Raw genomic sequence first — 13,015 nt, 5'->3', positions numbered from 1 at the left:
ACGAGCCAATGGCGCGGTTGAAGCGTGTAGCGTAGCCCATGTTCCGCTTATGTCCGAGAAATCGTTGTCTGGCGAACAAAGCTTGAGGTGACGCCATCTAGGAAGAAAGCGCATGAGCCGGGAGAATACCGGCCCATGCTGATTCAGGGCTTATTTCTGATCAAGAAACGTCGTTGCTTGTTGCAGGAATAGCTCCGGATACTGGTAGAAGGAACCGTGATTGGTGTCCGGATAGACTACGAGTTCGGCATTCGGCAGATTGTCCTCCAGCTTATATGAATTGCTGGTGTAGTGGATCAGATCCTTGCTGCCACTGACGATCAGAACCGGCTGCTTGATGCTCTTCAGATAATCGTTCGAATTTGCCGACGGTGTGCCCCAGGCTGCGAAGGCGGCGACCTGCGCACCGTATACATCGGGACCGGGATTTGCATCGCGATCGACCGTGCGCAGACGAATGCGGTCTAGGAATTTCTGACCTGCTGCCTGGCTTGCCAGCGTCGGGTTGAAGAACGTCGTCAGCAGGATGGTGTCTGCCGGTTCGTATTTCTTCGTCAGCATCGCCTGGAACTCCGGCGTCAAAGTTGCCATGGCCTCCAGGGCCTGCCGCGCGACTATAGCAGCGTGCCGCAGCTCGGCCCGCCGCTGCCGGGCGACCTCGGCCGGCCGATCGTCAGCGCCCAGAACCGCGGCCAGCCCGTGCCCAATCCCGGCGTCGCCGCTCCGCAGCCCGGCCTCAGCGCCGAGGAGCAGCGCCGGCTCCAGGAGATCGAGACCGCCCGCACCAGCCGTCTGTTCGCGGCGGCGGAGGCGCGCAATGCCGCGCCGGTCACGGCGAACACGCCGAACCAGGCGCCACCGGACCTCGCCAGCCTCGGGCTCGCGCCGCCGCCGGCAACGCCGAGCGCCCAAGATCGGCAGCAGGCCTTTCTCAACGCGCCGGTCGACCGACGCACTGTTGCGGCCGACCGCATCGCCGCGCCGGCCTCTCCGAATATCCTTCAAGCCGGCGCCGTCATCTCGGCCGCTCTCATCACCGGCGTTCGATCGGACCTTCCGGGCCAGATCACCGCCCAGGTCACCGAGAACATTTATGACAGCCCGACAGGCCGGATCCTCCTGATCCCGCAGGGCACGCGCGTGATCGGCCAGTATGACAACAACGTCCAGTTCGGGCAGAGCCGCGTCCTGCTCGTGTGGAATCGGCTGATCTTTCCGAACGGCCGCAGCATCGTGCTGGAGCGCCAGCCCGGCGCCGACGCCGAGGGCTATGCCGGCCTGCAGGACGGCGTCGACTATCACTGGTGGGATCTCGCCAAGGCCGCCGGTCTCTCGACGCTCCTGAGCGTCGGCGCCGAACTGGCCACCAATGATGACGACCGGCTGATCCAGGCGATCCGCAACGGCGGCCAAGACACGATCAACGACGCAGGCCAGCAGATCATCCGGCGGCAGCTCAACATCGCCCCGACGCTCACCATCCGACCCGGATTCCCGGTCCGGGTGATCGTAACCCGTGATCTTATTCTCGAGCCCTACGGAGGCTGATGTGACCAAGTTGAAACTCGGCATGATAGCCGACGACAAGCCCGTGAAGGTGACGGCGGAATTACCGGCGACGGTCTATCGGGATCTTGTCGCTTACGCTGAGGTTCACGGCCGCGAGACCGGCCAGCCGGTCGCCGATCCAACACGTCTGATTGCGCCTATGATCGAACGCTTCATCGCGACCGATCGCGGCTTCGCCAAGGCACGTCGCGCGCGGCACGTTACTTCCTCTTGATCGTCGGCAGGGCCCAAGGGAGCCCCGGCGAACGATCATTCGGGTTCCTTATAGCCATATTCGGGAATGCCTTGCTCGCTTCCGTAGTAGCGATAGGGAAGAAACTTGCCCGACATTCCGATCTTCACTCGATCACCTTTTGGATTCGGCTCACGCTCGAACGTGATGTCGAAATCGATTGCGGACATAATGCCGTCGCCGAACTCGTCCTCGATGAGTGCCTTCCACGCGGGGCCGTTGACCATCACCATTTCATAGAAGCGATATATCAGGGGGTCCGTCGGCGGCATGGGCATGCCTCGATATGGCACCTCGTTCAGCATACGCTCTTCTGCCTCCGACAGGCCGAACAGCGCCGCAGCCTTCTTCGCGAGCGGTTTGATCAGCTTCATCTGCCCGAGCAAAGCGCCGATGATCAGCACCTCGGACACACCACCGATCTCTCCGGTGATGTGTTTCCACGACCAGCCTCGCTCGCGCTTGATGTCCAATATCTTTTCGGTCAGTTCCTCACGCCTCATCGATCCGTTCTCCTTCTTTGATGATCGCTAACGGGATGCGGTCCCGGCAATGCCGGGACCACAGGGACATGTGCGCAGGTGCGGGCGTCTCAGCCCTTCAGTTGTGAGACGGTTTCCGCGGTCGTCCAAAGGCCGTGCGCGAGGAACCGGAAATTCACCAGGGCGGCGAGGTAGCCGTCGCCCTCCGGAACGCGAGGGCCGGCTGTCGCATCGCGAACGACCACCACTTCGAAGCCCTGTTCGATCAGTTCCCGCAAATGCGCTTCAATGCACAGATTGGCGGCCATGCCGGCCAGGATGACTTGTGACACACCTTGTTTGCGCAGTTGGAGAATGAGGTCGTTCGTCTCGGGGCCGTAGACCTTGTGCGGCGAGGCAATGATGGTTTTGCCGTCGTGGATGTACTTTTTGTAGTCTTCGAGGAAATCCGCGCCCGATCCCTCGAATTCCTCCACGGTAAACTGGCCTTTGCGACCAAACATGTTGATCGCATGCATGGTCTTTTCCAGTGGACCGCCAAACTGCCAATGATGGTCACATGGATAGTAGAAGTGGGGCGAGATGGCGACGGTGATATCCGCTGCCTTCGCGGCTTCGAACAGTTGGCCGATGTGCGACACGGTGTTGTTCTCGACAACGCTCTCGCCGAAGAACGGCCAGCTCACACCGCTGGGATGTAAGAAGTCGTTCTGCGGATCGATCACCACGAGGGCAGCTCGCTTCAGGTCGAGCTGAAACGTGCTTTTTGGAAGCACCGGATTTTCGGGATCTGCGTAGAGTTCAGTCATGATCTTCTCCTTTCAGAAGAGGAAGGCGCCATCTGCTGGCGACGTATTAAAGTGACTGGTCGTCTATTAATACGACACGATTTTCACGCGAGGAGCCGAGGCAGGGCAACAGTGCCAAATCGCCTCAGAGCTCTTCCGCTTTGCTCGACCTTGGCCACCATCACCGCGCCCTCGAAGGCCTCGATGAGCGTCGCCGCAAGGTCCTGGGGTTCGCGCGCGAGGGGAAGCTCTCCCGCTTCGCTCGCGGCCGACAGGCACTTTGCAAGGGCGGCTGTCCAAGTCCTCAGGAGAGCTTTCAGCTTTGATCGTGCAATCGAGCTCTGCGCCGCAAGCTCAAGCGCGAGATTGCCGATCAGACAGCCAAACGTGAATTTCTGTCGCTCATGATACTCAATCAACTCCGAAAAGTGTCTCTCGACGCGCTTTAACGGGCTAACGAAATCGTCTTCCAGGATGGACACGTAATTGGATTCGATTGCGCGCCAGTATTCATCGAGTATCGCTGCCGCGAACGCATCCTTGCTTTCGAAGTAATTGTAAAACGATCCCTTCGGAACTCCGGCAGCGGCAGTAATATCCTGCACGCCACAGCCGTTGAAGCCAAGGCGATGGATGATTTCTGCGCCTTTTTCGATGAGGCGCGAACGAACTTCTGGATTCGGTGGACGTGGCATGACGTTAATAAATGACCAGTCATCTCGTTATGTCAACCGTTGAATGGCCTCTAGGACCGTTGAGGACCGCCGCTGGTGCGTTTTTGCGATCGATGCGCTAAGGTCCAGCAGACGCTTAAGCGCGGGATTGACGTTGTTTGTCGACCAAACAACGCTTGAGTTGAACACCTCGCCCCCTTCGGCAAGCGGAACGAAGATGACCGCGGGATAGGAGGCGCCCTGAGTGGAGGTCGCAGCCAAGGTCACGCCGAATCCCATGCCCACCATGTTGAGGAGGTTCTCGCGGCCAACCCGCTGCACCGAGATCCGCGGATGAAAACCCAAACCGGAAAGCTGCCGCACGATGATCGCCTCGACCTCAGGCCCGTGAACGTCCGCTGCGACAAGGAATGTCTCGTCGCGGAGATCCTCCCAATTGACGCCGACGCGTGCCGCCATGGAATGGTGCTTTGAAACTGCGACGTATAGAGGTTCACCCCAGAGATGCATCGCCTGGCAACCGGGAAGACGCGGCTCGCCGGGAATGAATGCCGCGTCGAGCCGACCGCTTAGCACGCCGGCGGCAGTCGCCTGCGCCGTCGCCTCTTCGATCTTTATATCGATGTTCGGAAACCGGAAATGGAACGCCTCGAGCACGTCGGCCAAGAAACCGCTGGCGAGCGAGGCCATCAGCACGATTTTCAACTCCCCAATCTGGCCTCGTTTCTCCATGCTTAGGCTGCTGACAGCTTGGCGAATGTGTTCAGCGCCAAATGCAGCCTCCCGTATGAAGCGCTCGCCGGCTGGCGTCGGCCGCACTCCGCTCCTGCTGCGTTCGAAGAGCGGCACGCCCACCCTGCGTTCGAGCAACTGAATTCGACGGCTGACCGTCGACTGCGAGAGATTCATCGCATCGGCCGCACGGCGGAAACTTCCGTGTTCCGCAACCAGAATCGCGTAGCGGAGAAAGCGGAGGTCAAGAGCCAAGTCAGGCATGTCCCCCTCCGCCTGCCCGCCGATGCAGTGGCCGGCCGACGCTCAGCCGCGACCTGCGCAACAGGGAATGACTGCGCATTTCCGCCGCCGCGAACCGCGGGACGGCGCCAATTATGCGGCTACGATGCTCGTGGAGAAGCGACACTCGCATAGAGAAAACACTACTCAGAAAGATCAGGCCCGAACATCGCCCGCATCTGTGCCAAATAATGTTCCTCCGAGGTCATCCATCGCAATTGTGCGAACAACGCGGTATCGGGGCCCGCCGGAAAGCGCAGCCGATCGCCCTCCTCCGTCGCAGCAGCGAAAACAGCCTCGGAGACTTCGCTCACACTCGTGAACGCGGTTGGATAGTCTTGCAACTTGGCGAAATAGCGTTGCGCAAAGGCGTCGTATGGCGGTGGTGTCAGTCCCTCAATGCGATTGGCGCTGTTCGTTCTGAAATTGGTCGTTGGTGCAAGGCCTGGTTCTACGATCCGCGCCCGGATGCCAACCAGGCCCAATTCATACGAAAGCGCCTCAGTGAACCCTTCAACAGCACACTTGCTGGCCGTATACACGGCAACGAACGGCATCGGGGCGATCGCCGTGCTGGAGGTCACATTGATTATCACACCACCCGCATGCTGGCGCATATGCGGGATTGCCGCTCGGCAGACCGCCATCACCCCGAAAGTGTTTGTTTCAAACATCTCCCGAATTACGGTGTCAGGCGTAAACTCGAACGCGGAAAGCAAGCCGATGCCCGCGTTGTTGACCAGCACATCAATCCGTCCAAAGGCGGCGACGGCATCGGCGAGAGCCTTAGAAATGCTTTCAGCGCTGGTCACATCCAGCGGCAGGACTTTCAGCCGGTCCCCGGGCTTGTCGAACACGCTTTCGTCAGGCGCCCGCATTGTCGCAACGACGTTCCAACCTTGATCGAGAAAGAGCTGTGCGGTCGCCTTCCCATAGCCTGAGGAAGTTCCGGTAATCAGTATAATGTGGAGCTCCACATTAGACATATTCGCGTGGCGACAGGTCGATTTCGAGGTCTGCCCGCTCGTCGGGGCTGAGCTCCCCGAGGCGACGGTTGAGGATCGATTCCGCGGTCGTGACGAGCTGCAGCACCACCGATTTGCCATCGGCGAGGTGTTCCTCGACCGCGGCGATGACGGTCGGCATCTTCAGGCTGAGAAGGACCTGGCCGAAGAAGCGCTGCTTGGTCGACTCGAAGCGCGAGCGGGCGGACGCCTTGGCGCCGCTGTTGAGCGTCGCGTTCTCGAGGGAGTCGACGACGGCGGTCAGCTCCAGCGCCTGTTCCATGTTGCGGTGGATGATGCCCCAGGCATCCGCATAGGTGTCGTAGATCCTGATCTGGTCGGGTGTCAGCGCATGCTTGAGGATGTCGTACTCGACGCCGGCGAAGCTGAGCGCGCGCGCCATGTAGAGGCCGGTCGCCTTGAGGTCGCGAGCGACGAGCTCCATGGCGGCGATCCCGCCCTTGCGGATGCCGCTGATGAACTGCTCGCGGTCGGCGAAGGCGGTCTCCGGTCCCCAGAGGCCGAGCCGGACGGCGTAGGCGAGATTGTTGACGTCGGAGGCTCCGGTCGCCGAGGCGTAGAGCACGCGCGCGCCGGGCAGGTTATTCTGGAGCAGCACCCCGCAGATGCCCTGCTGGGAACCCTTTTTCGCGCCGAGAGCGCCCTCCCCGCCTGCGACGCCGCCCATTTCGTGTGCCTCGTCGAAGGCGATGACACCGTCGAAGTCTTCGCGTGCCCAATCGATGAGCTGCTTGAGCCGGGTGTGATCACCCCGAGCAGAGCGGAGCGCCGGATAGGTGACGAAGATCACGCCCTGGTCGAGCTTGACCACCTCGTCGATCTTCCAGCTGGTAAGGGGCTGGATGTCAGCCGTCATGCCGCCCAGCGCGGTCCAGTCCGACGCCCTCCTTGCTCGGGCGGAACCGGCCCGGGATCATCTGGGTCCAAGCATCGCCGGCGTAGACGACTGTTTCGAGCTGCGAGGCCGACAGCAGACGCTCGGCAACCGTCCGCTCGGGCAAGCGCGGGACATGATGGGGGATTGGCGCGGGGATCGAGCCCATGGCCACGGACTCGACCAGTGCGGTCGGATGCTCGCCGGCGGTGGTGAACACGAGGCGGCTCGGCCGATAGGGCAGGTAGACGCCCGTCTGTCCGAGAAGCGGCGCCGGGGTTTCCAGCGGCGTGAAATCGACGGGGAGAACCTCGTTGCGGACGGGGGCATGATAGGCGCGCGGTTCGGCAGGGCGCGTGCTCTTCACGGCACGGAACAGTGAGGTCGTGCCGGTCTTCCGGACAGGAGCCATTGGCACGTCCGTTTTCGGCTTCAGCCGGTCGACGATCGTCACCGCGTCGAGGATCTCGGCGACCGACGAGCGCTGGATCGTCGAGGGGATCGTCGTGCCCGGTGCCTTGTCGATGACGTAGAGGCGGACCGCGATCGAGGTGCCGTGCTTCGTGTAGCACTTTTCGAGGCGGATCGAGGTTCGGACCGCGACATCGCGCAGCGTGGAGTCGAACAGGTCACGCAGACGCGCGCTGGGGCCGAACCAGTCGGGCATGATCGCGACAAGCCGTCCTCCGGTGCGCAGGCGGCGCAAGGCTGCCTGTAGGTGGCGCACGGCCGCGAAGTCGTCGGCGCCGCGGCCGAGCGAGCGCGAGAACGGCGGGTTCATCAGGACCAGCGTGGGACGCTCGGACGATGCCATCAGCGACGTCAGCGCTGCGCCGTCGTAGCCGGTGATCGGCGCGCCGGGAAAGCTGTGGGCGAGCCGTGCCCGTCGAGCCGGGTCGAGTTCGTTCAGCTGAAGCGTGACGTCCTGGCGCAGCTGCGCGACGAGCAGGCCGTTGCCGGCGCTGGGTTCGAGGACGACGTCGCCTTCCTGTGCGTTCGCCAGGAGCACGGCCAGAGCGGCGATGTCTGCCGGTGTCGAGAACTGCTGCCATTCGAGCTGCTCCTCGCTCCGGACAGTCTGGGTGGGTAGCGCCGCCATGAGCCGGATGGCGTGGGCAACATCGGGCAAGGCGTGGAGCGCGTGGGGGACCGTCCGCAGGTGGACGGCGAGCGCGTGCTCCAGCACCTCGAAGCTCTCGCGCTGGGTCCAGCATCCCTGCGCGTCGGTGCCGCCATAGGCCTTCGTCATGGCCTCATTGAGGGCGGCCCGCGTGATGCTGTCGCCGGCGCGGAGTCGATCCTGCAGCAGGAGCGCGGCGCTTCGGTCGGCGTTCTCGGCCGTCGAGAATAGGTCGGTCATGGGGGTCTCCTGGATCGGCCGCCCAAACGGCAGCATCATCCACTCGACCCCCCTCCCCTTTCCTGCTCGCGATCGAGGACGATCGCCCAGTCCTTGATGCGCCCTGGTGGTGGCGCTCGCCGGATGTTGAGCCGGGGACGTGCATAGTGAGCCTCTGCGCGTACGGCAGCGGCTTCGCCCTCCGGATCGTTATCCTGTGCGAGTAGAAGATTGGCGAGCGCCGACGGCAGGCCGAGATGATCGAACCGTCGAGCGCCGAGGGTCGCCCAGCAGGGCACGCCATGCAGGATCGTGAAGGCCGCGGCCGTCTCGAACCCCTCCGCGATCGCGAGCGTGTCACCTTGCAGCGGTCGTCCCTGCCACGCCCCCTGCCCCGGTTGTCCAAGCATGACCTTGCACTCGTAGTCCGCGGTTGCCGGGTCGAGGAAGATGCGCTGGAAGGCGACGAGCCGATGTCCCTCCCTCACGCCGACCAATAGGGCGGGCTTGAAAACGGTACGTCCCTTGGGTCCGAGCGGGCATCGCGGATGGAAGCGGAGATCGGCCGGTCCTGCGACGATGTGGCGTCGCTGCAAGTAGCGCTCGCCGAGCGTCTGCATGACGTCGCGGGCCTGTTCCCAGAGACGTTCGACGTTCCCGGTTCCGCGGCGTATGTCGGCCTTCGGGGGCTCGAAACGCCTCGTCACCGGGATGCGACGAATCTCGCGCAGGACGTCCTCTGCCTCGCAGCCCGCAAAGCACGTCACGAGGATGCCGCGATCTCCCTGGCGTAGCGACAGGCTCGGGGTCCGATCGACGTGGGCTGGGCATCGGCATGTCGCAACATAGCCGTGCCAAACTCCACCGAGCGAGCCGACGATGTCGACGAGTTCCTGGCTTGGTTTCAATGCGGTATAGGGCATCTTTTCTGCTCCTTCGCTATTCTGCACCCCCTCCCCTCGCTCCGGCCAGTGGTAGACTATGGTACCAAGAGAAGGCCTAAGCATCGCAGCTGAACCGCTCGGAATGCTCGGCATGCCCGAGCGGTGCATAGCGGTGGCTACCATATTCTAGCGTAGCGCTGCCATGCGGTGGCTGGGGTGGCATAGCCCTGCGTAGCATTTAGTACGCCTTAGTAGCGTATCCTATCCATGCCCTGCCATGTATAGCGTTGCCAAGCGATGTGTGGTCTGGCATGGCGTAGTCAGGGCGGGCAATCTCCCCGCCTGTCGTGTGAAGGCTGCGCCAGTGTAGCGCAGCGATGACGAGGAAGGCTGGAGCATGCCAGTAATCAGCTTTGCAAGCCCCAAGGGCGGGGTAGGTAAGAGCACGTCGGCGTTGGTGCTCGCCAGCGGTCTCAGCCAAGCCGGGGCCTCGGTGACTGTCATCGACGGCGACCCGAACCGAACGCTTGAGACGTGGGCGAGCGAGACGTCTGATCCTGGATTCGAGTGCCGGACACTCCCGTCAGACAACGCGATCATCGACGAGATCGAGGAGGCGGCAGCCTCCAGCCAGTTCGTCATCGTCGATCTGGAAGGAACCGCGAACTTGGCCATGTCTCGCGCGATTTCGCGGACCGACTTGGTCATCATCCCGCTGCAGGCGTCGCCGGTCGACGCACGACAGGCGAGCCGGGCGATCAAGCTGGTGGTGGATGAGGGGAGGGCGCTTCGCCGCGAGATCCCGTATCGCATGCTGTTTACGCGCGTGAACCCTGCGATCGCGACGCGCGACGAGAAGGAAATCAGGTCGCAGTTTCGGGGCGCGGGTATCCCGACCTTCGAGACCGCTCTGAACGATCGCGCGGGGTTTCGCGCGATGTTCACACACTACCGCTCGCTCTGGAGCCTCGGCGACGATCAGGCGACCGGGCTGGACAAGGCGCGCATCAATGCCACCGCCTTCGTGCAGGAGGTCGTGACGGAAATCAGACGGCAGAACGCTGTCGTGGAGCAGACGGCATGAGCAACGGCATCAAACTTGGGCTGGACGATCTCTCGGACATCCGGCCGAACACCCGGGCTGAACGCAGCCGAACGGATCAGCGCCGAGACGCGGCTGCGGTAGATGACATCGGGCGCGAACACGGGTTCTCCAAGCCGTCCGCGCCTGCGGCATTGCCGCGCCGGCAGAAGTCGGCTTATGCGGGCGAGCAGCTCCACCAGGTCAGCGTCAAAGGCCCGGTGAGCGTGATGGGGCGCTTCGTCGAATACTGCGACCGGGAGCGGCTGCCTTACTGGCAGGCCATCGAGAAGCTGATGGACCTGGCTGAGGGAGAGGAACGCTAGGCGGCGGGCAGCGACGCCACCACTTCGCCGATCAGGTAGAAGGCGTCCGGAAGTGCGAAGAAGGCGTCGACGCGCGCGTTCTCGTCATCGGGTGCCTCTGTGCTTCCGAGCAAGGCTGACCAGCGATCGTCCACGAACCCCAGCAGCGCCGCCCATGCGGAGCCGTGGTCCGGGTGGACCGACAGTTCGTCTTTGTCGCCGAAGGTGATCATCAAGAGGTGTAGCGACATCGCAAGCTCCTGCGAGCTGCGCCGGGACCGGAGCCTCGGCGGGTGAGGGCAGGGGCCGCGGGACGCAACTCCCGCTTGCCCGATCCTCTCGATCCCTCTCACCTCTTTTATGATTCTGCGCTCAGCGCAGAAGAACCGATGCTACTTGCGAATAGTTGCGCGGATGTATCCGGTCCCGCGTCTCAAAACGGTTCAAGTCGACCGTCTCGTCCCCGAAGCGAGCGGCAACCGAGCTGACAGTATAAGCCTGGGGTCTTGCATAAGGCAGCAGCCAAATGACTCGGCGAAAGCAGAGGCTGGTGCGGATCTTCGTGAGTTTGGTCACGAGGGCGGCGCCGGCCGGGTCGTTTGATCCCATGGCGAAAACACAGGCGCCATAGTCTTTGCCCGTTTTCCTCCAGGTGAGGATCTGCGCCGCTGTAGCACGCTCGACGGCCTGCACGTCGCATTGCTGGGCATAGCGCCGGTTGATCGCCTGACCGGCACCGACGCCGGTGCTGTCGCCCAAGATAAGGCACTCGAACATAGGAGGCTCCCGCTCGCCTAGATTGTACGACGGGATGGTGCGTCAGGCCAAGCGAAGAACGGCGTCAGCTGAGCGCCTCCTGCAGCTCGGAAAGGTCGGCGTCGATGATGGCGTAGAGATCGTCGCTGTTGTTGCGGAAGAACTGGTCCGCGCGCGCCTCGGGCTCGATAGGGGAGGGGGCTCGGCCGAACCGGCGTTCCCAGCGTCGGTCTACGAACTCCATCAGCTGCCGCCACGCCTGCGCTTCGGTCGCGTGGAGCGTGACCTTCCGAACGCCCTCGAAGATGATGACGAGGACGACGACGCCGGGGTTCATCAACAAACCGCCTCGGCAGCTCGGCGTGCGGACGTGGGTCGGCGATCCGATCAGCAGGACGTGCGAAGCCGTTTATCGACCATTAGCTTGCGGTATGCGAGGAACTTGCGTCACTTTCGTTGCGGTGGGGGGTTAAGCATATCCTCACCATGCTGTTGTAAACAGATAGGGTCCGTTCGGAACCGGCCAAGGGTCGGAGACATTAATCACCCGAGGCGGGCTACGAGGCTGATCATGGCGCACCTGACCCAAGTCGAGTTGATCAACTGGATAGCACTCTACACCGCCACGGGGCTGTGCTGCGCGATCGCGATGGTCCTCTCCGTCTCGGTCGCCGGAATCCGTCTGTATCGCGAGCGGTCCTGGGAGGAGATGCGGTCCGTGCGTGGCGCCGTGCTGTTCCTGCCGAAGACCTGGTGGCGCTGGCAGAAGCTCTACCTTCTGTCGACCCCTGTGACGCTCGGGATCGTGGTCTCGTTCGGCATGAGCCTGAGCTGGAACTGAGCCTCAGAGATCGAGAGCACTCGCGATCAGATCGCCCACGCGGTCCTTCTCGACATCCGTGGGCTCGATCGTCAGGAGTGGTCCAAGGAGCCGCATACGCGGATGCGTCGTCGCCTTGGACGTCAGGTAGTCGTCGTCGCTGAAGCCCATCGCTTCGACCACGAGCTGTTTGATCTCGCCAGTCAGGCGCGAGCGTGCCTCGAGGAGGAAGTCGGGTCGGCATGAGCCCTGGGTCGTGAGGCGGTCAAAGACGGGCTTCTCGATCGCGAGATCCACTCCCCCGGCGTCCAGTAGCCGGCGGGCCTTGAACAGCTCGCGAAGGACCGACCGTTCGAACTCGGAGTCGACCGGGATGAAGCGCTGACCGGAGAAGATTGGTTGAGCGTAGGCGCGAAGCGGTGCGTAGCCGTGCGCCTCGGGATACTCGCCCGCGACGATCATCACCAAGAACGGCCCCTTGATGAGGTTGCCGCGCACGGAGGGCGACTGCACGCGGTTGGCGACGTGGATCGCCTCGGCCCCGGGGACGTCGACGACGTGGCCCCGGACGTGTGGCGAGAACAGCGCCATGAAGCCCTGTGGCGCGTGTCCGCTCGGCCACGATTTCGCGAGCTGGCGCAGCATGGCGTAGGCTCTACGGCTGTGAAGCGCATTTGCGTGGGTCCAGAACGCTCGGCCGAGCTCGATGCCCGGCGCGATCTCGATCTTGGTCGAGGCTCTGCCGAGCGCCTCGAACTCCAGCTTGATCGAGGCGGTTTCGTATTCGTGCGCGACGGGGGCCACCTTGTTGGTGCCGGCAGCGTCGATCAGGCGCCACAGGAGCCGCGCTAGGCGCGGAACGGAGGCATGGCGGGTGCGATCGTCGCTGGCATCTTCCTCGGGCCTCTGCGCCAGTTTCTCCGGGGCTGGGCGCAGCACCTCGAAATAGCCGGTGGGTGGATCAGCAGGCGTCTCGCGAGAGCGGATCTCGGTGATGCGGTGCGTGACCTGGTCGCGGAAGAAGGGGCAGTCCTCGCGGTGCTCCGGCCGCTTGGTGCTCGTCAATCTCCGCAGATAGGGGTCGGTACACAGAACGGACCCAGATATACGCTAAGGTTTTGCCGTGCCTTCGACGGCGCGCATCTGGCGAAGCGGTCTGAGCGCGGTGGATG

14 protein-coding genes and 3 pseudogenes are annotated in these 13,015 nt (G+C 63.0%); 5 read left to right on the top strand and 12 right to left on the bottom strand.

Going from position 1 to position 13,015, the window contains the following annotated elements; all coding sequences use genetic code 11:
- Nucleotides 1-150: 150 nt before the first annotated feature.
- Entirely contained in the window at nucleotides 151-591 is a 441-nt protein-coding gene (locus tag C7451_RS19080) for an alpha/beta fold hydrolase (protein WP_146215435.1), read from the bottom strand.
- On the opposite strand from C7451_RS19080, the pseudogene C7451_RS19075 reads away from it, so the two are divergent.
- A pseudogene (locus tag C7451_RS19075) lies at nucleotides 592-1,548 on the top strand (TraB/TrbI/VirB10 family type IV secretion system protein); the annotation flags it as partial. It lies immediately after the preceding gene.
- A 1-nt stretch (nucleotide 1,549) separates the two neighbouring features.
- Nucleotides 1,550-1,783, top strand: a complete 234-nt coding sequence (locus C7451_RS19070; protein ID WP_054362432.1) for a DUF2274 domain-containing protein — start codon at nucleotides 1,550-1,552, stop codon at nucleotides 1,781-1,783.
- A 35-nt stretch (nucleotides 1,784-1,818) separates the two neighbouring features.
- Here C7451_RS19070 and cynS read toward each other — a convergent pair whose 3' ends face one another.
- From cynS to C7451_RS19035, 7 genes and pseudogenes are all read right to left on the bottom strand, one after another.
- Nucleotides 1,819-2,304, bottom strand: coding sequence for a cyanase (gene cynS, locus C7451_RS19065; RefSeq protein ID WP_054362431.1), 486 nt, complete (start codon nucleotides 2,302-2,304; stop codon nucleotides 1,819-1,821).
- A gap of 89 nt (nucleotides 2,305-2,393) precedes the next feature.
- Nucleotides 2,394-3,092 (bottom strand): cysteine hydrolase family protein, encoded by a 699-nt coding sequence (locus tag C7451_RS19060; RefSeq protein WP_054362430.1) that lies wholly within the window; start codon nucleotides 3,090-3,092, stop codon nucleotides 2,394-2,396.
- 83 nt (nucleotides 3,093-3,175) lie between these two features.
- The gene (locus tag C7451_RS19055; RefSeq protein ID WP_054362429.1) at nucleotides 3,176-3,766 is read right to left on the bottom strand and encodes a TetR/AcrR family transcriptional regulator; all 591 of its coding nucleotides are present in this window, start codon (nucleotides 3,764-3,766) and stop codon (nucleotides 3,176-3,178) included.
- 27 nt (nucleotides 3,767-3,793) lie between these two features.
- On the bottom strand, nucleotides 3,794-4,741 hold the full coding sequence (locus tag C7451_RS19050; protein ID WP_110300444.1) for a LysR family transcriptional regulator: 948 nt from the start codon (nucleotides 4,739-4,741) through the stop codon (nucleotides 3,794-3,796).
- Nucleotides 4,742-4,902: 161 nt separating this feature from the next.
- Nucleotides 4,903-5,745, bottom strand: a complete 843-nt coding sequence (locus C7451_RS19045) for an SDR family oxidoreductase (protein WP_054362427.1) — start codon at nucleotides 5,743-5,745, stop codon at nucleotides 4,903-4,905.
- Nucleotides 5,738-8,018: pseudogene (locus tag C7451_RS20455) on the bottom strand (strawberry notch-like NTP hydrolase domain-containing protein). The gene C7451_RS19045 and the pseudogene C7451_RS20455 overlap by 8 nt, the downstream one beginning before the upstream one ends.
- A gap of 35 nt (nucleotides 8,019-8,053) precedes the next feature.
- Nucleotides 8,054-8,920 (bottom strand): DUF7146 domain-containing protein, encoded by an 867-nt coding sequence (locus C7451_RS19035; RefSeq protein ID WP_058803405.1) that lies wholly within the window; start codon nucleotides 8,918-8,920, stop codon nucleotides 8,054-8,056.
- Between the two features lie 358 nt (nucleotides 8,921-9,278).
- On the opposite strand from C7451_RS19035, the gene C7451_RS19030 reads away from it, so the two are divergent.
- Complete coding sequence (locus C7451_RS19030; RefSeq protein ID WP_054362425.1) at nucleotides 9,279-9,965, top strand: ParA family protein; 687 nt, start codon at nucleotides 9,279-9,281, stop codon at nucleotides 9,963-9,965.
- Complete coding sequence (locus C7451_RS19025; RefSeq protein WP_054362424.1) at nucleotides 9,962-10,288, top strand: hypothetical protein; 327 nt, start codon at nucleotides 9,962-9,964, stop codon at nucleotides 10,286-10,288. The genes C7451_RS19030 and C7451_RS19025 overlap by 4 nt, the downstream gene beginning before the upstream one ends.
- Here C7451_RS19025 and C7451_RS19020 read toward each other — a convergent pair.
- From C7451_RS19020 to C7451_RS19010, 3 genes are all read right to left on the bottom strand, one after another.
- Complete coding sequence (locus C7451_RS19020; protein ID WP_054362423.1) at nucleotides 10,285-10,518, bottom strand: hypothetical protein; 234 nt, start codon at nucleotides 10,516-10,518, stop codon at nucleotides 10,285-10,287. The two genes, C7451_RS19025 and C7451_RS19020, sit on opposite strands and share 4 nt — an antisense overlap.
- A gap of 121 nt (nucleotides 10,519-10,639) precedes the next feature.
- Nucleotides 10,640-11,044: a hypothetical protein gene (locus tag C7451_RS19015; protein WP_110300443.1), complete on the bottom strand. Its 405-nt coding sequence runs from the start codon at nucleotides 11,042-11,044 to the stop codon at nucleotides 10,640-10,642.
- Between the two features lie 64 nt (nucleotides 11,045-11,108).
- Nucleotides 11,109-11,360 carry a hypothetical protein gene (locus C7451_RS19010; RefSeq protein ID WP_058539788.1) on the bottom strand — a complete coding sequence of 84 codons (252 nt, stop codon included), beginning with the start codon at nucleotides 11,358-11,360 and terminating at the stop codon, nucleotides 11,109-11,111.
- 234 nt (nucleotides 11,361-11,594) lie between these two features.
- On the opposite strand from C7451_RS19010, the gene C7451_RS19005 reads away from it, so the two are divergent.
- Complete coding sequence (locus C7451_RS19005; RefSeq protein WP_054362420.1) at nucleotides 11,595-11,864, top strand: hypothetical protein; 270 nt, start codon at nucleotides 11,595-11,597, stop codon at nucleotides 11,862-11,864.
- A 3-nt stretch (nucleotides 11,865-11,867) separates the two neighbouring features.
- On the opposite strand, the pseudogene C7451_RS19000 reads toward C7451_RS19005, so the two are convergent.
- Nucleotides 11,868-12,920: pseudogene (locus tag C7451_RS19000) on the bottom strand (hypothetical protein); the annotation flags it as partial.
- Nucleotides 12,921-13,015: the final 95 nt, after the last annotated feature.

This window comes from Blastomonas natatoria (assembly GCF_003201955.1).
GTDB lineage: Bacteria > Pseudomonadota > Alphaproteobacteria > Sphingomonadales > Sphingomonadaceae > Blastomonas > Blastomonas natatoria.
The sequence above is the reverse complement of the archived record's forward strand: the minus strand, read 5'-3'. Positions and strand labels throughout refer to the sequence as shown.